Raw genomic sequence first — 18,700 nt, forward strand, 5'->3', positions numbered from 1 at the left:
CCCGGTGCCGCCGGCGGGCGGGCCGGGCATCATGGGTGCTCACTGATGGGCGCCCCGGGAAGAGGCGCGCGGACCAGACTAGCCGACAGCCCGCCGGTAGGCGAATCGCCGGCGGCCGGACGAGCAGGGGAGCGGGTCTGTGGGCGAGGTGCTCGACGGCGCGGCGGTGCGGCGCTGGTGCAGGCTGGCGGCGGAGGCGCTCGGCCGCACCCGGGGCGAGATCGACGCGCTCAACGTGTTCCCCGTCCCCGACGGCGACACCGGCACCAACCTGCACCTCACCGTGATCGCGGCGGCGGACGCGCTGGACGAGCTGCCGGACGTCGCGGGCCCCGCCGAGACGTGGCGGGCGCTCGCGCAGGGCGCGCTGCTCGGCGCGCGCGGCAACTCGGGCGTGATCCTCAGCCAGGTGCTCCGCGGCCTCGCCGACGTCCTCGGCCCGCTGGAGGCGCCGCCGGACGGCGCGGCGTTCGCGGGGGCGCTGCGGCACGCGTCCGGGCTGGCCCGGGGCGCCGTCGAGCATCCCGTGGAGGGGACCATCCTGAGCGTGGTCGCCGAGGCCGCCGCGTCGAGCGCGGGATCCGGGCTCGCCGACGCGTGCCGGACCGCCGCCGCGGGCGCCCGGCGGGCGCTGCGCCGCACCACCGGGCAGCTCGACGTGCTCGCCCGCAGCGGCGTCGTCGACGCGGGCGCGGCCGGGCTGTGCGTGGTGCTGGACGCCCTGACCGCCGTGATCACCGACGAGTACCCCGAGCGGTACGAGGTGCCCGCCCGCGCGGCGGGGACGCCCGCGGCCGCGCCGGCGCGCCCGGCGCCGCAGGGGCCCGGCTACGAGGTCATGTACCTGCTGGACGCGCCGGACGGCGCCGTCCACGCGCTGCGGGAGACGCTCGACCGCCTCGGGGACTCGCTCGTCGTGGTGGGCGGCGACGGGCTGTGGAACGTCCACGTCCACGTGGACGACGCCGGCGCCGCGATCGAGGCGGGCATGGCGGCGGGCCGCCCGCACCGGATCCGGGTCGGCTGCCTGCACGCGGCCCCGGAGGGGCCGCACGCGCCGCACATCGGCCGCGCGGTGATCGCGGTGACCGCCGCCGACGGGCTGGCCGCGCTGTTCGAGGAGTGCGGCGCGCGGGTCGTCCGCCGGGAGCCGGGCGCGGCGCCGCCGCTCGCGGTGCTGGCGGAGGCGATCCTCGCCGCGGGCGACGAGGTGGCCGTCCTGCCGAACGAGCCGGGGGTGCTGGCGCTCGCCGAGGCCGCCGCGGAGCGCGCGCGGGAGGGCGGCGCGCGGATCGCGGTCGTGCCGACGAAGGCGTCGGTCCAGGGGATGGCGGCGCTGGCGGTGCACGACCCGCTGCGCCGCTTCGGCGAGGACGTCATCGAGATGACCCGGGCCGCCGGCGCGACGCGCTTCGGCCATCTGGAGATCGCCGCGCAGGAGGCGGTGACGAGCGTCGGGCTGTGCCAGCCGGGCGACGTCCTCGGCCTCATCGAGGGCGATGTCGCGACGATCGGCGCGGACGTCGCGGACGTGGCCCGCCGCCTCCTGGACCGGATGCTCTCCGGCGGCGGCGAACTCGTCACGCTGATCGCCGGCGCGCACGCCCCGCCCGGCCTGGCGGAGGCCCTCGAAGAGCACCTCCGGCGGGAGCACCCCGATGTGGAGGTCGGCGTCTACGACGGCGGGCAGGAGCGGTACCCCCTGCTCATCGGCGTCGAGTGATTCCCGTCGTCCCCATGGGCTAGAAAAGAGTGCGTGGCGAACCTCGACGAGCCGTTGCGCAGGGTTCTCGGCGACAAGACGGCCAAGGCGCTGGAGAAGGGCCTCGGCCTGGGCACGGTGGGCGACCTGCTGCACCACTACCCGCGCCGCTACGCCCACCGCGGCGAGCTGACCCAGCTGAGCGGGCTGCAGGACGGCGAGCACGTCACGGTCATGGCCGAGGTCGTGAAGGTGCAGGGCCGCACCCTGACCCGCAGCCCCGGCTACGTCCTGGAGATCACCGTCACCGACGGGACGGGGCAGCTCAAGCTGAGCTTCTTCGGCCGCAAGGGCTCCTACAAGGCGGAGAAGGAGCTGTCGCCCGGCACCCGCGGGCTGTTCGCCGGGAAGATCAGCACCTACCGGCCGCGCAGCGGGAGCGCCGTCCGGCAGCTGACCCACCCGCAGTACAAGGTCGTCCACGAGCGGAGCGCCGAGCAGGCCGCGCAGGAGTGGGCCGACGAGATCATCCCGATCTACCCGTCCACGAAGACGCTGCCCATCGAGACGATCGGCACGTCCGTCGCGACCGTCCTGTCGCAGCTCGACCTGCCCGCAGACCCGATGCCCGCGGCGATCCTGCGCCGCCGCGGCCTGATCGGCCTGCGCGAGGCGTACGAGGGCATCCACCGCCCGAAGAGCTGGGACGAGCTGGGCCGCGCCCGCAAGCGCCTCAAGTGGGACGAGGCGTTCGTCGTCCAGGCCGCCCTGGCCCAGCGCCGCCTCGCCGCCGCCGCGCTCCCGGCCAAGCCGCGCCCGCCGGTCTTCGGCGGCATCCAGGCGGAGTTCGACGCGCGCCTCCCCTTCGAGCTGACCAAGGGCCAGCGCGAGGTGGGCGAGGAGATCTCCGCGGACCTGTCCGGGGAGCATCCCATGCACCGCCTGCTGCAGGGCGACGTCGGAGCGGGCAAGACGGTCGTCGCGCTGCGGGCCATGCTGCAGGTCGTGGACGGCGGCGGGCAGGCGGCGCTGCTGGCGCCGACCGAGGTGCTCGCGCAGCAGCACTACCGGTCGATCACCGGGATGCTCGGCGACCTCGCGCAGGCGGGGCAGCTCGGCGGCGCCGAGCACGCGACCCGCGTCGCGCTGCTGACCGGGTCGCAGGGGGCCAGGGCGCGCAAGGAGGCGCTGCTGGACGCCGCGTCCGGCGCGGCCGGGATCGTCGTCGGCACCCACGCGCTGCTGCAGGAGAGCGTCCAGTTCGCCGACCTCGGCCTCGTCGTGGTGGACGAGCAGCACCGCTTCGGCGTCGAGCAGCGGGACGCGCTGCGCGAGAAGACCGGCGGCGGGCGCCCCCACGTGCTGGTCATGACGGCGACGCCGATCCCGCGCACGGTCGCGATGACCGTCTTCGGCGACCTGGAGACCTCGGTCCTCGGGCAGCTCCCGGCGGGGCGGTCGGAGATCCAGACCCACGTGGTGCCGCCCGAGAAGCCCGCGTTCTTCGCCCGCATCTGGGAGCGCATCAAGGAGGAGGCCGCGCAGGGCCGGCAGGTCTACATCGTGTGCCCGCGCATCGGCGAGCAGGAGGGCGACGAGGGCGACGCCGTGGCCGTCGAGGAGGGGGAGCGCAGGTCGCCGCTCGGCATCATGGAGGTGCTGCCCAAGCTGGAGGAGCTCCTGTCCGGCCTGCGCATCGGCGTCCTGCACGGCAAGCTCCACCCCGACGAGAAGGACGCGGTGATGCGCCGCTTCACCGAGAAGGAGCTGGACGTCCTGCTCGCCACGACGGTCATCGAGGTCGGCGTGGACGTCCCCAACGCCACCGTCATGGTCATCATGGACGCGGACCGGTTCGGCGTCTCCCAGCTCCACCAGCTGCGCGGACGCGTCGGGCGGGGGTCGCTGCCCGGCCTGTGCCTGCTCGTCACCGAGGCCGAGCCCGGCAGCAAGGCCCGCGAGCGGCTGGACGCCGTCGCGTCCACCACCGACGGGTTCGAGCTGTCGCGCCTCGACCTGGAGCAGCGCCGGGAGGGCGACGTGCTGGGCGCGGCGCAGGCCGGCCGCGCGTCCAGCCTGCGGCTGCTGACCCTGCAGCGCGACGAGGACGTGATCCGCGACGCCCGCGAGGAGGCGACGGCGCTGGTCGAGGACGATCCCGAGCTGGCGGACCACCCCGGCCTGGCGACCGTGCTGGCCTCGCTCCTGGACGACGAGCGCGCCGACTTCCTGGAGAAGGGCTGACCCGCCGACGCGCTATGCCTTGAGCGATTCCAGGGCGTTCCGCACCGTCCGGTCGAGCGCGCGGGGGTCGGCGCCGCTCCGGGAACGGAGGTTGACGCCGCGCTCACCTGACGCGCGCGCGGGGCGCCGGCGGGGCCGACCCGTGCGCGTCGAGCCGGGGAGGGCCCCGATACTTGGAGGGTGAGCAGGGTCATCGCGGGCAGCGCGGGCGGGCGGCGGCTGGCCGTCCCTCCGGGACGGGACACCAGGCCGACCAGCGACCGCGCCAGGGAGGGGCTGTTCTCCACCGTCCTGGCCCTCCTCGGCCCGCTGGACGGGCTGCGCGTCGCCGACCTGTACGCCGGGTCGGGCGCGGTCGGGTTCGAGGCGCTGTCCCGCGGCGCCGCGCACGCGCTGCTGGTCGAGTCGCATCCGCGCGCGATGCGGGTGATCCGGCGGAACGCCGAGGCGCTCGGGCTGCCCGGCGCCGTCCCGTGCCCGGAGAAGGTCGAGCGGCTCGTCCGCAGGAAGCCTGGCGAGCCGTACGACCTGATCTTCGCCGACCCGCCGTACGCGCTGGCGGACGCGTCCGTCACCGGCCTCCTGGAGGCCCTGCGCGACCAGGGCTGGGCCGCGCCAGGCGCCCTGGTCGTCGTGGAGCGGGCGGCGCGCGGGCCCGCGCTGCGGTGGCCGGACGGGTACGAGGCGGAGCGCGACCGCCGCTACGGCGAGGCGATTTTCTGGTACGGACGGGCGGAAGGCCGTTGACACGAGAGGAGATCGGGTAGACGCATGCGCATGAAGCCCGGGATCGACCGCGCGGTGGGACGTACCTGGGTCGTCGCCCTGGTGATGGCCGTGGGGCTGATGGCGAACATCACCTACGTCCAGGGCTTCGAGGCGCAGGACCTGCGCGACGATTCGCTCAACGCGCGCCGGCTGCAGGACCGCTTCAAGGTCGACCGCGGGCCGATCACCGCGGACGGCGAACGGCTCGCCTGGTCGGAGAAGACCGGCGACGACCGCTACCAGCGCCGGTACAAGGACGGCAAGGTGTTCGCGCCGATCACCGGCTACTTCTCGGTGTTCTCCCAGACCGGCATCGAGGACGCCGAGAACCACTTCCTGGACGGCACCGACCCCGCCTCGCCACCACGAACCTCGTCGACAAGCTCATCGGCAAGCACGTCCCCGGCGGGACGGTCGAGGCGACCGTCGACCCCGAGGCGCAGCGCGTCGCCTACCGGGCGCTGGCGTCCAGCGGCGCCCGCCGCGGGGCGGCGGTGGTCCTGGACGCGGAGACCGGCGCGGTGCTGGTGCTGGCCTCGACGCCGTCCTACGACCCCGGGGACGTGTCGATGCTCGACGGGGAGAAGGCGGAGAAGGCGTTCGAGCGGCTCAACCGCGAGAAGCTCAAGCCGCTGCTCGACAAGGCCACGCGGGAGCTGTTCCCGCCCGGCTCCACGTTCAAGACCATCGTCGCGGCGTCGGCGCTGGAGGCCGGTGCGAGCGCGGACACGAGGGTCAGGGCGGGGCGCACGTACCAGCCGCCGCGGGGAGGGCAGCCGATCAGCAACGACGCGGGCGACATCGGCGGCTCCTGCGACCTCGGCCGGATCCCGCTGATCGAGGCGTACGCCCAGTCGTGCAACACCACGTTCGCGTACATGGGCGCCGAGGAGCCCGGGAACGCCGCCGTCCGCAAGGAGGCCGCCGGGTTCGGGTTCGGCGACCGGATCGAGTACGCCGAGGGACTGCGGAGCGCGCCGAGCTCGTTCCCCACGACGGACCAGCCGGTGCTCAGCGCGCTCGGCTCGATCGGGCAGGGCAGCACGGTCGCGACCCCGCTGCAGATGGCGATGGTCGCCGCGGGCGTCCTCAACGGCGGGGAGGTCATGCGGCCGCACATCGTCGACAAGCTGCGCGCCCCGAGCGGCGTCACCGTGGACACCATCTCGCCGAAGCGCCTGTCGCGTGCGCTGACGTCCGGCCAGGCGAAGCAGATGCGGGACATGATGAAGGCCGTCGTCGACAGGGGCACGGGCAAGTCGCTGCGGGGCACGTCCGTCCTCGGCGGCAAGACCGGCACCGCCGACGTCGAGGGCGCCTCCTACAACGACCGCTGGTTCATCGGGTTCGGGCCGCGGAACGACCCGAAGTACGCGGTCGCGGTGATGACCGAGGCGCCCGGCTACGGCATCGAGTCCGGCCCGATCGCCGCCAGGATCATCGACGCGCTGGGCGACTGAACCGGGGGCCGGGCGGGAACGCATCGGGAATGGACCGGGAGCGGTTTGCCGATCCCGGGTGAAACCGGGCCGAATGGGATTTGGTACGTTCACCGCCGCAGGTCAGAAACCGGGACCGAGGGGGTTCGCGTCGTGCGCCGTGTCGTCTGTCCGGGATCGTTCGACCCCGTGACCAACGGGCATCTCGACATCATCAGCCGCGCCTCCCGTCTGTACGACGAGGTGGTCGTCGCGGTGCTGATCAACAAGAACAAGAAGAGCCTGTTCACCGTGGACGAGCGGGCCGACATGATCACCGAGGTCACCCGGGAGTACGGCAACGTCAAGGTCGACACGTTCTACGGGCTGACCGTCGACTACTGCAAGGAGCAGGACATCCCGGTCATCGTCCGGGGGCTGCGGGCCGTCAGCGACTACGAGTACGAGCTGCAGATGGCCCAGATGAACCACCGGATCGCCGGCGTGGAGACGCTGTTCATGGCGACGAACCCGGAGTACGCGTTCCTGTCGTCCAGCCTCATGAAGGAGGTCGTGAAGTTCGGCGGGGACATCTCCGGCCTCGTGCCCGACATCGTCCACGACCGGCTGGTCGAGCGCCTCCAGCGGCAGGGCTGACCCCCGCCCGGCCGGGGCGCGCGAGTTGGGCCAGTGCTCCGGGGGCGGTACCCTGGGACATCGGCCATCACAGGCGGCCGCCGTTCACCATGCCTCACGAAAGCAGGAATCCGCTGACTCGCCTCGACCCCAACGCCCCTCTCGTGCTCGACACCCGAGCTCTGGGCAGGCAACCCGGGTCGTCGCGGGAGGAGCGCCTGACCGTGCCGGCACCGGAGAATTTCGGCGTCGAGATGGTGGGCGTCCCCGAGGGCGCCGCGATCGGGCTGGACCTCCGGCTCGAAGCGGTCCTGGAGGGGGTGCTCGTCACCGGCACGGCGACGGTCTCCCTCACGGGGGAGTGTTCCCGCTGCCTCGACCCGATCGCCTCGTCCTTCGAGGCGGACTTCCAGGAGCTCTTCGTCTACGACGACACCCGCTCGGGCGGGAACGCCGACGACGACGAGCTCCGCCTCGAGGGCGACCTCATCGACCTCGAACCGGTCCTGCGGGACTCGGTGGTGCTCGCGCTGCCGCTGTCCCCGCTGTGCCGGGACGACTGCCCGGGCCTCTGCCCGGACTGCGGCGCACGGCTCGCGGACGTCGAGCCGGGGCACCGCCACGACGTCGCCGACCCCCGGTGGGCGGCGCTGAAGGACCTCGCCGGCGGCATGGCGCCGGCCTCCCCCGAACGGGGGAACGGGAGCTCCGGCTCCCGTGGATTCGACCGACGAGAAGGAAAGCAGGAGGGCTGACGTGGCCGTCCCCAAGCGGAAGAAGTCGCGCAGCAACACGCGGCACCGGCGCGCGCAGTGGAAGGCCGCGGCGCCGAACCTGGTCGAGTGCCCGACGTGCCGCGACCACAAGCTGCCGCACACCGCGTGCGCGACATGCGGAACCTACGACCGGCGGCAGGTCATCACCCCGTCGGCCTGAGTCTTCTCGCATCCCGGGGGGCGGATCCGCGCACGGCGCGGCCCGCCCCCCGAGGTGCGGGACCGACGTTCCACCCCGACCACCCCGGCGCGACGTCGGCGTGGTGACCGGTGGGAGAGTGCGCCCGGAGCCGTGGTGCACGCCGGGAACAGGCAGACCGGCGCGCACCTCGTCTTCGCGGACATCCTCCTCGCCGCGCGTCCTCGCCGTCCCGGCCTCCCGGCCGCGCGCCGCACCAGCGACCGCGCCATGCGCGGTGCACGGCCTGCGAGGAGGGCCCGTGAGCGCCAGGAAGAGCGCACCCCAGCCGGACCGCGCGGAACTGACCGCCGCGCTCGGCGTCGACGTGGACGGCGAACTGCTGGAACGCGCGCTGACGCACCGGTCGTACGCCTACGAGAACGGCGGCCTGCCCACCAACGAGCGCCTGGAGTTCCTCGGCGACTCGGTGCTGGGCCTCGTCGTCACCGACACCCTGTTCCGGGGCCACCCCGACCTGCCCGAGGGGCAGCTGGCCAAGCTGCGCGCCGCCGTGGTCAACATGCGCGCCCTCGCGGGCGTCGCCCGCGGTCTCGGCGTCGGCGCCCACATCCGGCTCGGCCGCGGGGAGGAGGGCACCGGCGGCCGCGACAAGGCGTCGATACTGGCCGACACCCTGGAGGCGCTGATCGGCGCCGTCTACCTGGACCGCGGCCTGGACGAGGCGTCCGCCCTCGTGCACCGCCTCTTCGACGCGCTGATCACCCGGTCGGCGGGCCTCGGCGCCGGGCTCGACTGGAAGACCTCCCTGCAGGAGCTGACCGCCGTCGAGGAGCTCGGCGTCCCCGAGTACCACGTCGCCGAGAGCGGCCCCGACCACCAGAAGACGTTCCGCGCGTCGGTGCGGGTCGGCGGGAAGACCTACGGGTCGGGTGAGGGGCGCAGCAAGAAGGAGGCCGAGCAGCACGCCGCCGAGGCCGCCTGGAACGAGATCCGGGCGATCGTCGTGCGGCGGGAGGCCGAGGAGCAGGGCGGCGGCGTCCAGGAGGCGCAGACCGGTGCCTGAGCTGCCGGAGGTCGAGGTCGTCCGCCGCGGTCTGGACCGCTGGACCACCGGCCGGACCGTCGCGTCCGCCGAGGTCCTGCACCCCCGCTCGGTGCGCCGCCACGAGGCAGGCCCGGCCGACTTCGCCGCCCGCCTCGCCGGCCGCACGATGCAGGCCCCGCGCCGGCGCGGCAAGTACCTGTGGATACCCCTCGACGACAAGTCCGAGGCGCTGCTCGCGCACCTCGGGATGAGCGGGCAGCTGCTCGTCGGCGAGCCCGGCCGCGAGCGGGAGAAGCACCTGCGGGTCCGGATGGCCTTCGAGGACGGCGGCCTCGACCTGCGCTTCGTCGACCAGCGGACGTTCGGGCACCTGATGCTCGCCGACCTCGTCCCGGACGCGTTCGCCGCCGGTTCGCTCGTCCCCGAGCCGATCGTGCACATCGCCGCCGACCCGCTGGAGGACGCCTTCGACGCGGAGGCGTTCTTCCGCGCGCTGCGCCGCCGCAGGACCGGGATCAAGCGCGCGCTGCTCGACCAGTCGCTGATCAGCGGGGTCGGCAACATCTACGCCGACGAGGCGCTGTGGCGGGCGAGGCTGCACTGGGCGCGCCCCACCGAGACGATGACCCGGGCCGAGGCCGCGCGCCTGCTGGAGGCCGCGCGGGACGTCATGGGCGCCGCACTCGCCGTCGGCGGCACGTCCTTCGACAGCCTGTACGTCAACGTGAACGGCGAGAGCGGCTACTTCGAGCGCTCCCTGGACGTCTACGGCCGCCGCGGCGAGCCGTGCCGGCGCTGCGGGACGGCGATCCGCCGCGACGAGTTCATGAACCGCTCGTCCTACAGCTGCCCGGTGTGCCAGCCGCGCCCCCGGCGCGCCCGCCGCTAGGGTCCGGAGCGTGATGGACGGCGAAGACGGCGAAGACGGCGACGAGGAGATCGTGCGGCTCACGGCCTGGGTGCGCGGGCGCGTCCAGGGCGTCGGGTTCCGCTGGTGGGTGCGGTCGCGGGCGCTGGAACTCGGCCTGGCCGGCAGCGCGACGAACCTGAGCGACGGCCGCGTCGAGGTCGTGGCGGAGGGGCCGCGCGGCAAGTGCCTGCGCCTGCTCGGCATGCTCCGCGGCGACGCCGCCGGGCGCCCGGGCAAGGTCACCGGCGTGACCGAGCGGTGGAGCCCGCCGCGCGGCGAGGCCGCCGGTTTTCTGGAGCGCTGACCGGGTAGGGCGTTCCGGTTCGCACCTGCTAAACTAGTAGAGGAAGGTTGTTACCGGCCCGTGATGTGCGTCTTGACCAGGACACTGGCCGGTGCGACTCTAGACGATACGCGCACCGACTTCAGCTGATAATCGTGCGCGATCCCTGCTGGTTACTCAGCGTGGAGGACCCTTAGTCATGGCGAAGGCTCTACTCGGCCACGTCGGCGGTCCCGACCCCCGGATGGTCGCGGAGATGCGGCGCCTGCAGCAGCGCGTACGTGATCTGGAAGCCGAGCTGGTACGGCTTCAGGCGGAGAACGACGCGCTTGCGACGGCGACGGACGACGATGTGATGTCCCTCGCGGTGAAGGACCGCGAACCCGCGCTGACCTGACTTCGGCGCTGTGTGTATCGCTTCGCTCTCGGCGGTCGGGCCCCGCGGGCCCTCCCATCAGCGGGCAAAGCGGCGTTCGCCGGCATCGCGTGACTCGCCCGGCGCCCGCCGCGCGATCAAGTTCCCGGAGGATCACACCGGCCTCCGGACGCGATCGCGGCGCTGAGGTCGCCGCAGAGCGGGGCTCAGAACCCACCAGGCCCAGACGCCGCCGCATGGTGGCGCTGGGCCTCTGACGTGCCCGGCCGCGGGCGCACCGCCGCACAGGCGGCGGGTCTCCGACGCCCACGGCCGAGGCGTTCGCTCCGTCGCGCTCGGCACCGGCGGCGGGCGCGGCGTGCCGGCGTCCGAGCCCCTCGGATCGTTCGGCGGCCAAGTGAACCGAACCGTCGCCGATGGGGCGTCGCAGACAGGTCTTATCCATTGCCGGTCCGGCGCTGAATTGCTGGTCAGAAGCCTGCGGGCATTGGCCGCGGTTCCGGAGACCGTCGCCATTTGCTCGTTCCGCGCAGTTGCGGTGGCGGAGCGTCCGTTGGACGGCGGGAGTGCCGCCGGTTCAAGATGCGGTAAAGGTTTGACCGTTTTCGGGTCGCCCGAATCTGCGCGTTACGTGTTGATCTATGGAATTGCGGCATCTGCCGGACGGGGCGGCGGACGGCGCGCCCCGGCCGGAGGGACCGGGCGGCGGAACGGATCGTCGGCGCAGGTACGCGATAGCCTCTAGCGTTGCCGCCGGGCGCGGAACGGGCGGGCGCCCGGCGCCCGGCGCCGGCGCGGAGCAGGGAGGATGGCGAAGGTTTGTACCTGAAGACCTTGACGTTGCGCGGCTTCAAGTCCTTCGCGTCCTCCACCACGCTCAAGTTCGAGCCGGGGATCACGGCCGTCGTGGGGCCCAACGGGTCGGGCAAGTCCAACGTCGTGGACGCGCTGGCCTGGGTGATGGGGGAGCAGGGCGCCAAGTCGCTGCGCGGCGGCAAGATGGAGGACGTCATCTTCGCCGGGACGGCGAACCGGGCGCCGCTCGGCCGCGCCGAGGTCGTGCTCACCATCGACAACTCCGACGGGGCGCTGCCCATCGACTACACCGAGGTGACGATCAGCCGGCTGATGTTCCGGTCGGGGTCCAGCGAGTACGCGATCAACGGCGACCCGTGCCGGCTGCTGGACATCCAGGAGCTGCTGTCGGACTCTGGCATCGGCCGCGAGATGCACGTCATCATCGGGCAGGGGCAGCTCGACCGCGTCCTGCACGCGGGCCCGGAGGGGCGCCGGGCGGTGATCGAGGAGGCGGCCGGCGTCCTCAAGCACCGCAAGCGCAAGGAGAAGGCCCTCCGCAAGCTGGACGCGATGCAGGGCAACCTCACCCGCGTCCAGGACCTCACCGGCGAGCTGCGCAGGCAGCTGAAGCCGCTCGGCAGGCAGGCCGAGATCGCGCGGCGCGCCGCGGTGATCCAGGCCGACCTGCGCGACGCGCGGCTGCGGCTGCTCGCCGACGACCTCGTCACGCTGCGGACGAAGCTGGAGCAGGAGGCCGCCGACGAGGCCGCGATCCGGGAGCGCCGCGCCGAGACGGAGCGGGCGCTGGCCGAGGCGCAGCGGCGCGAGGCCGTCCTGGAGGCGGAGGAGGCCGAGCAGGCGCCGCGGCTCGCGCGGGTGCAGGACACCTGGTTCCGGCTGTCGGCGCTGAAGGAGCGGCTGAACGGCGTCGCCGAGCTCGCCGCCGAGCGGCACCGCAACGCGGCCGAGGCGCGCGAGGAGGAGCGGCGCGGGCGCGACCCCGAGGACATGGAGCGCGAGGCCGCGGAGATCCGCGAGCAGGAGGAGATGCTCCGCGCCGCGCTGGACGAGGCGCAGGACGGGCTGGCCGACGCCGTCCAGGAGCGGACGGGCGTCGAGGAGGCCCTCGCCGCCGAGGAGCGCCGCCTGCAGGCCGCCGCGCGCGCCGCCGCCGACCGCCGCGAGGAGCTGGCCCGGCTGCGCGGCCGCGTCGAGGCGCTGCGCAGCAAGGCGCAGGCCGGGCGGTCGGAGATCGGCCGGCTCGCCGAGGCCCGCGAGGAGGCCGAGCAGCGCGCAGAGGACGCCCGGGTGGAGTTCGAGGCGTTCGAGGCCGAGGTCGTCGAGGACCCGGCGCTCGCCGCCGAGCATGAGGCCGCGCAGGAGGCGCTCGCCACCGCCAAGGACGCCGCCGAGGCCGCCCGCGCGGCCGTGGACGGCCCGCGGCGGGCGCTGAAGGAGGCGCGGTCCGCCGTCGGGGCGGCGCGGTCCGCCGACCAGGCCGCGCAGAAGAGGGTCGCGGCGCTGCAGGCCCGCATCGAGGCGCTGAACCTGACGCTGTCCAGCGCCGCCGAGGGCGGGGAGGCCCTGCTGTCGGCGGGCGCGGACGGGTCGCTCGACGGGGTGCTCGGCACGGTCGCGTCGCTGCTGAACGTGCGCCCCGGCTACGAGACGGCGGTCGCCGCCGCGCTCGGCAACGCCGCCGAGGCCATCGCCGTCGGCTCCCTGGACACCGCCGAGGCCGCCCTGGCGCTGCTCCGCGCGCGCGACGCCGGGCGCGCCGGGCTGCTCATCGGCGGCGGAGCGGCGGCGCCGGCCGCGCGGGTGCCCGGCGTCGACTACGCGGTCGACGCGGTCAGCGTCCCCGGCGCGGTGCGCCCGGCCGTCGAGCATCTCCTGCGGGACGTGGCCGTGGTGGACGACGTGCCTGCCGCCGCGTCCCTCGTCCGCCGCGAGCCGTCCCTGCGCGCCGTGACCCGCGACGGCGAGCTCGTGGGCGCCCACTGGGCCCAGGGCGGCGCGGCCGGCGGGGGCCAGAGCCTGCTGCAGATGCGCGCGGCGCTCGACCAGGCCGCCGAGGAGCTCGCCGCCGCCGAGACCGCGGCCGCGGCGGCCGCCGGAGAACTCGGCGCGGCGGTGGAGCGCGAGCACTCCGCCCAGGCGGCGCTGGAGGCCGCGGAGGCGGCCGCCGCCGAAGCCCAGTCGGCCGTCAACCGGGCCCAGAGCGACCTGGACCGCGTCAGGGCCCGCGTGCGCGAGTTCGACGCGCGGGCCGCGCAGGAGGCCAAGCGCGCGGCGCGCCTGGAGGCCGACGTCCGGGCGGCGCGGGGCGAGGTGGAGCGGCTCACCAAGGCCCTGGACGCCGCGAACGAGTCGCTGGAGCGCGACACCGAGGCGGCCGAGGAGCTCGCGATGCGGCTCGCCGAGTCGGAGGAGGCCGCCGAGGTCGCCGACGAGGCCGGGCACGACACCGCCGCGCGCGACGAGCTGAACGCCCGCTGCCAGGAGCTGCGGTCCGCCGAGATGGAGGCGCGGCTGTCGGTCCGCACCGCCGAGGAGCGGGTGCAGGCGATCGCCGGCCGCGCCGACGCCCTTGAACGCGGCGCCCGCCGCGAGCGCGAGGAGCGCGCCCGCGCCGCCCGGCGCCGCGCCCGCCGGGAGGAGCAGGCGCGCGTCGCCAAGGCCGTCCACCGCGGCGCCCGCACGGCGCTGGAGCGCATCGAGCACTCCCTCGCCGCCGCCGTCCGCCGCCGCGAGGCCGCCGAGCAGGCCAAGGCCGCCCGCGAGGCCGAGCTGAAGGTCGTCCGCACGCAGGTCCGCGAGCTGTCGGCGACCCTGGAGCGCCTGGTCAACGTCGTGCACGGCAACGAGGTCGCGCGCGCCGAGCAGCGGCTCCGGCTGGAGCAGTACGAGCAGCGCGCCCTGGACGAGTTCGGCCTGGAGGTCGAGTCGCTCGTCGCCGAGTACGGGCCCGACCAGCCCGTCCCGCCCGACCCCGAGAAGGGGGAGGACGCGCAGCCCGCCCCCTACGACCGGGCCGTCCAGGAGAAGCGCGCCAAGGCCGCCGAGCGGCAGCTCAACCAGCTCGGCAAGGTCAACCCGCTCGCCTTGGAGGAGTTCGCCGCGCTGGAGGAGCGGCACGCGTTCCTCACCTCGCAGCTGGAGGACCTCAAGAAGACCCAGCGCGAGCTGCTCGGCCTCGTCAAGGAGGTCGACGACCGCGTCCAGGAGGTGTTCGCCGCCGCCTACGAGGACACCGCCCGCGAGTTCGAGCGGATCTTCGCGCGGCTGTTCCCCGGCGGGGAGGGCGCCCTCTCGCTGACCGAGCCCGGCGACATGCTCACGACCGGCGTCGAGGTCTCCGCCCGCCCGCCCGGCAAGAAGGTCAAGCGGCTGTCGCTGCTGTCCGGCGGCGAGCGGTCCCTGGTCGCCATCGCCTTCCTCGTCGCCGTCTTCAAGGCGCGCCCCTCGCCGTTCTACGTCCTGGACGAGGTCGAGGCCGCGCTGGACGACACCAACACGCAGCGGCTCATCACCGTCTTCGAGGAGCTGCGCGAGTCGTCCCAGCTGATCGTCATCACCCACCAGAAGCGCACCATGGAGGGCGCCGACGCCCTCTACGGCGTCAGCATGCGCGGCGACGGCGTCACCCAGGTCGTCAGCCAGCGGCTGCGCGACTGAACCCGGCCGACGCCGTCCGATTCGAGTGGGTTGCGGATTTCATATGTCCGTAATATCCACTCATTTTTCTTCTTGGAACGTTGCACCGCCCATCCGTCTGCATTTCGGGCAGACGAAAAAAACATGGCGCGTCCAATAACTGATGGATCACGATGCATTTTCGCCGGTGAGGAGTAATGGGCGCGGCCGGACCGCACCGACCGTGACGCCGCGGCTACGCTGGCGGACTTGTGCGCCCCGTGGGCATCGGCTACCCATGTGCACCGTGGTTCTCCGGCCTCCCCTCACCCGGGCCTCCCGCCCGGGACGGAGAACCGGAGAGGTCCGATGCCCGTGGACGCCCAGAAACTCAAAGACAATTTCGCGCTGGTGGGCGCGAACGGCGTGGACGTCGCCGAATTCTTCTACGCCGACCTTTTCGCGCGTTCCCCGCAGCTCAGATCGATGTTCCCGGCCGCGATGGCCAAGCAGCACGAGGTGCTGCTCGCCGCGCTCTCCCAGATCGTCTCGTCGGTCGACGATCCGGACTCCCTCGTCCCGTTCCTGCGGGACCTCGGCCGGCGCCACCACGGCTTCGGCGTCGTCCCCGACCACTACGGCCCCGTCGGGGCGAGCCTTCTCGCGACCCTGGCCCACTTCAGCGGCCCCGCGTGGACCGAGGACCTCGAACGCGACTGGACGGCCGCCTACGGCGTCGTCGCGAGAGTCATGACCGAGGCCGCCGCGGAGCCCGTCGCCTGATCCCGCGTGGACGCCCAGCGACTGAAGGACAGCTTCGAGCGGGTCGCCGGCCAGGGCGACGCCGTCCCCCTGTTCTTCTACTCCGACCTGTTCGTGCGCAACCCGCACCTGCGCGACATGTTCCCGGTCGGGATGAGCGGGCAGCGCGACAAGCTGCTGCGCGCCCTCGGCCACATCGTCGCGCGGGTCGACGACCTCCCCGCCCTCGTCCCGTTCCTGCAGCAGCTCGGCCGCGACCACCGCCGGTTCGGGATCGTCGCCGAGCACTACCCGCACGTCGGCGCCAGCCTCATCGCCACCCTCCGGCACTTCGCCGGGGACGGCTGGACCGACGACGTCGAGAGCGACTGGAACGCCGCCTACAGCCTGGTCGCCAAGGTCATGCTGGAGGCCGCCGACGAGAACGCCCTCACCAGCCCCGCCTGGTGGAACGGGCTGGTCGTCGCGGTCGAGCGGCGCCGGTTCGACATCGCCGTCCTGCGCGTCCAGCCGGACCGGCCGCTGCCCTACCTGCCCGGCCAGTCGGTCGCGCTGGAGGTGCCGTCCAGGCTGCGGCACTGGCGGTACTACTCGATGGCGAACGCGCCCCGGCCCGACCACACTGTCGACTTCCACGTCCGCCTGGTGGACGGCGGGCCGGTGAGCCCGGTCCTGGTGCGCGCCACCGAGACCGGCGACCGGATCCGCATGGGCGCGCCCGTCGGCACGCTCACCCTGGACGAGGAGTCGCCGCGCGACGTCCTCCTCGTCGCGGGCAGCACCGGCCTGGCGCCGCTCAAGGCGATCCTGGAGCAGATCGCGCGGAGACCCGTCCCGCCGCGCGTGCACCTGTTCTTCGGCGCCCGCACCCGCGACGGCCTGTACGACCTGGAGCACCTGACCAAGCTGGCCGGCGAGTTCCCCTGGCTCACCGTCGTGCCCGCCGTGTCGGACGAGCCGGGCGGCCACGGCTTCTCGGCGTTCCTCCAGTCGGGCGACGTCGAGTACGGCGGCCTGTCGGACATCGTGGCGCGGCACGGCCCCTGGGACGGCCGCGACGCCTACGTGTGCGGGCCGTCCGCGATGGTCGGGCACACCGTCGAGCAGCTCGCGCGGCTCGGCGTCGCGCGCGACCGCATCCGCCTGGAAACCTTCGCCGACGCACAGAGGTGAGCGCGTTGAACTCCCCGAACCTTCCCGTCGTGTCCACGGGGTCGCGGCTGACCCCGGGCGAGCTCCACTCGGTGGTGTTCGCCCGGGCCGCCCTCGGCCGCCGCGGATACGACGAGGACGAAGTCCGCAACTTCCTGGCGTACGTCGAGCGGGAGCTCGTCCAGATCCTCAACGACAAGGCCGCTCTCGCCAACGAGGTGAACCGGCTGCGCGCCCAGGCGGCCAAGGGGGGCGGCTCCGGCGTGCTGGCTCCCGAGGACGCCCACTTCCAGGCCGTCCGGATCCTGTCGCAGGCCCAGCAGACCGCCGACCTCTACGTCGCGGACGCCGAGCGCTACACCCGCGAGCTGGCCCACGAGGCGCGCCTGCACCGCGAGGCGATCATCTCCGACGCCAAGGGCCGCGCGGAGCACCTGCTGGAGGACGCCCACCGCAAGGCCGCCGCCGTGGCCGACGCCGCCGTCCGCTCCGCCGGGCAGGCCCCCGCCGCGCCCCTCCCGCCCGACGAGCGCCGCGCCATGGAGCGCGAGATCGCCTACCTGCGCACCTACAGCGACGTCTACCGCACCCACCTGCGCTCCTACTTGGAGGCCCTGCTCCGCAACGTCGACGAATGGGAGTCCTCCGAGCGGGCATCGCTGCCCCGGGGAGCGCCGGACTGATCACCCGGACCGGTCACCCGGACCGTCCCCCGGGGTGAGCATGGAAAACTGGGGGCGCTATGGAATATCTGATCGTCATCGCCGCGCTGGCCGCCGTCGCGCTGATCGTCGGCGGCATCACCCTGCTGCGGCCCCGCCGCACCCGCCCGCGCCCGCCGGTTGAGCGTCCGACGGAACGGACCGGCGGCGCGACCGCCGCCGACGAGGCGGAGGCCGGAGCCCCCACGATCGAGCGGGCGCCGCCGGCCGAGGTGCCGGCGCCGCGGCCCACGGTCGAGATCGAGAAGCCGCCGCCGGGCGCGGGCCGGCTGGTCCGGCTGCGGGCGCGGCTCGCGCGCTCCCAGAACACGTTCGGCAAGACCCTCCTCGGCCTGCTGTCGCGCGACACGCTCGACGAGGACGCCTGGGAGGAGATCGAGGACACCCTCATCACCGCGGACATGGGCACCGCCGTGGCCCGGCAGGTCACCGACGACCTGCGGACCCGCGTCCAGGTGCTCGGCACCCGCACCGCGGCGGAGGTCCGGGAGCTGCTCCGGGAGGAGCTGATCAAGCAGATCGGCCCGGACCTGGACCGCTCGCTGCGCACCGAGGCGGCCGGCGACCGCCCGGCGGTGCTCATGGTCGTCGGCGTCAACGGCACCGGCAAGACCACCACCTGCGGCAAGCTCGGCCGCGTCCTCGTCGGCGACGGCAACACGGTGCTGCTCGGCGCCGCCGACACCTTCCGCGCCGCCGCCGCCGACCAGCTGGAGACGTGGGGGGCGCGCGTCGGGGCGCAGGTCGTCCGCAAGGACGAGGGCGCCGACCCGGCGAGCGTCGCGTTCGACGCGGTCCGGCAGGGCATCGAGAGCAAGGTCAACGTGGTGATCATCGACACCGCGGGCCGGCTGCACACCAAGACCGGGCTGATGGACGAGCTGGGCAAGGTCAAGCGCGTCGTGGAGAAGCAGGCCGCCGTGGACGAGGTCCTGCTCGTCCTGGACGCGACGACCGGGCAGAACGGCATGCAGCAGGCGCGCGTGTTCGCCGAGGTCGTCAACGTGACGGGCGTCGTGCTGACCAAGCTCGACGGCACCGCGAAGGGCGGCATCGTCGTCCAGGTGCAGCGGGAGCTGGGCGTCCCGGTCAAGCTGGTCGGGCTGGGGGAGGGGCCGGACGACCTCGCCCCGTTCGAGCCGGAGGCGTTCGTGGACGCGATCCTGGGCGACTGAGAATCCCTGGCGGCGGAGAGTCCGGGCCGCGGAGGGTCCGGGCGGCGGAGGGTCCGGGCGGCGCAGGGTCCGGGCGGCGCAGGGTCCGGGCGGCCGGGGACGCCGGCCGCGCGGGGTTTGCGGGGGCCGGGACCGCCCGCCGATCAGCGAATTAC

16 protein-coding genes and 1 pseudogene are annotated in these 18,700 nt (G+C 74.1%); all 17 read left to right on the top strand.

The features are described 5' to 3' along the window. Nucleotides 1–139: 139 nt before the first annotated feature. The 17 genes and pseudogenes from ACIWVC_RS01480 to ftsY all read left to right on the top strand — a co-directional run bounded on the left by ACIWVC_RS01480 (nucleotide 140) and on the right by ftsY (nucleotide 18,545). Nucleotides 140–1,723: a DAK2 domain-containing protein gene (locus ACIWVC_RS01480; RefSeq protein WP_396453727.1), complete on the top strand. Its 1,584-nt coding sequence runs from the start codon at nucleotides 140–142 to the stop codon at nucleotides 1,721–1,723. A gap of 33 nt (nucleotides 1,724–1,756) precedes the next feature. After that, the gene (recG, locus tag ACIWVC_RS01485) at nucleotides 1,757–3,946 is read left to right on the top strand and encodes an ATP-dependent DNA helicase RecG (RefSeq protein ID WP_396445881.1); all 2,190 of its coding nucleotides are present in this window, start codon (nucleotides 1,757–1,759) and stop codon (nucleotides 3,944–3,946) included. 180 nt (nucleotides 3,947–4,126) lie between these two features. After that, nucleotides 4,127–4,693 (top strand): 16S rRNA (guanine(966)-N(2))-methyltransferase RsmD, encoded by a 567-nt coding sequence (gene rsmD / locus ACIWVC_RS01490; RefSeq protein ID WP_396445882.1) that lies wholly within the window; start codon nucleotides 4,127–4,129, stop codon nucleotides 4,691–4,693. Nucleotides 4,694–4,792: 99 nt separating this feature from the next. Continuing rightward, nucleotides 4,793–5,014, top strand: a pseudogene (locus ACIWVC_RS01495) (hypothetical protein); the annotation flags it as partial. Nucleotides 5,015–5,208: 194 nt separating this feature from the next. Then, nucleotides 5,209–6,174 (top strand): penicillin-binding transpeptidase domain-containing protein, encoded by a 966-nt coding sequence (locus tag ACIWVC_RS01500; protein ID WP_396453728.1) that lies wholly within the window; start codon nucleotides 5,209–5,211, stop codon nucleotides 6,172–6,174. 132 nt (nucleotides 6,175–6,306) lie between these two features. Beyond that, entirely contained in the window at nucleotides 6,307–6,789 is a 483-nt protein-coding gene (coaD, locus tag ACIWVC_RS01505) for a pantetheine-phosphate adenylyltransferase (protein WP_396445884.1), read from the top strand. Nucleotides 6,790–6,878: 89 nt separating this feature from the next. Then, nucleotides 6,879–7,523: a YceD family protein gene (locus ACIWVC_RS01510; RefSeq protein ID WP_396445885.1), complete on the top strand. Its 645-nt coding sequence runs from the start codon at nucleotides 6,879–6,881 to the stop codon at nucleotides 7,521–7,523. Nucleotide 7,524: 1 nt separating this feature from the next. Continuing rightward, nucleotides 7,525–7,704 (top strand): 50S ribosomal protein L32, encoded by a 180-nt coding sequence (gene rpmF, locus ACIWVC_RS01515; protein ID WP_396445886.1) that lies wholly within the window; start codon nucleotides 7,525–7,527, stop codon nucleotides 7,702–7,704. A 280-nt stretch (nucleotides 7,705–7,984) separates the two neighbouring features. Next, nucleotides 7,985–8,749, top strand: a complete 765-nt coding sequence (rnc, locus tag ACIWVC_RS01520; RefSeq protein WP_396445888.1) for a ribonuclease III — start codon at nucleotides 7,985–7,987, stop codon at nucleotides 8,747–8,749. Then, nucleotides 8,742–9,620 (top strand): bifunctional DNA-formamidopyrimidine glycosylase/DNA-(apurinic or apyrimidinic site) lyase, encoded by an 879-nt coding sequence (gene mutM / locus ACIWVC_RS01525; protein WP_396445890.1) that lies wholly within the window; start codon nucleotides 8,742–8,744, stop codon nucleotides 9,618–9,620. Before rnc ends, mutM begins: the two co-directional genes overlap by 8 nt. Before the next feature lie 13 nt (nucleotides 9,621–9,633). Further along, nucleotides 9,634–9,945 (top strand): acylphosphatase, encoded by a 312-nt coding sequence (locus ACIWVC_RS01530; protein ID WP_396453734.1) that lies wholly within the window; start codon nucleotides 9,634–9,636, stop codon nucleotides 9,943–9,945. A 178-nt stretch (nucleotides 9,946–10,123) separates the two neighbouring features. After that, the gene (locus ACIWVC_RS01535; protein ID WP_021598747.1) at nucleotides 10,124–10,321 is read left to right on the top strand and encodes a hypothetical protein; all 198 of its coding nucleotides are present in this window, start codon (nucleotides 10,124–10,126) and stop codon (nucleotides 10,319–10,321) included. 798 nt (nucleotides 10,322–11,119) lie between these two features. After that, nucleotides 11,120–14,776 carry a chromosome segregation protein SMC gene (smc, locus tag ACIWVC_RS01540; protein ID WP_396445891.1) on the top strand — a complete coding sequence of 1,219 codons (3,657 nt, stop codon included), beginning with the start codon at nucleotides 11,120–11,122 and terminating at the stop codon, nucleotides 14,774–14,776. A 327-nt stretch (nucleotides 14,777–15,103) separates the two neighbouring features. Further along, on the top strand, nucleotides 15,104–15,517 hold the full coding sequence (locus tag ACIWVC_RS01545; protein ID WP_396453729.1) for a globin domain-containing protein: 414 nt from the start codon (nucleotides 15,104–15,106) through the stop codon (nucleotides 15,515–15,517). Between the two features lie 6 nt (nucleotides 15,518–15,523). Beyond that, nucleotides 15,524–16,669 carry a globin domain-containing protein gene (locus tag ACIWVC_RS01550; RefSeq protein ID WP_396445893.1) on the top strand — a complete coding sequence of 382 codons (1,146 nt, stop codon included), beginning with the start codon at nucleotides 15,524–15,526 and terminating at the stop codon, nucleotides 16,667–16,669. 5 nt (nucleotides 16,670–16,674) lie between these two features. Beyond that, nucleotides 16,675–17,331: a DivIVA domain-containing protein gene (locus tag ACIWVC_RS01555; RefSeq protein ID WP_396445894.1), complete on the top strand. Its 657-nt coding sequence runs from the start codon at nucleotides 16,675–16,677 to the stop codon at nucleotides 17,329–17,331. Between the two features lie 59 nt (nucleotides 17,332–17,390). Next, nucleotides 17,391–18,545: a signal recognition particle-docking protein FtsY gene (ftsY, locus tag ACIWVC_RS01560; RefSeq protein ID WP_396445895.1), complete on the top strand. Its 1,155-nt coding sequence runs from the start codon at nucleotides 17,391–17,393 to the stop codon at nucleotides 18,543–18,545. Nucleotides 18,546–18,700: the final 155 nt, after the last annotated feature.

The sequence above is a fragment of the Actinomadura sp. genome (genome assembly GCF_044508335.1).
Lineage (GTDB): Bacteria > Actinomycetota > Actinomycetes > Streptosporangiales > Streptosporangiaceae > Spirillospora.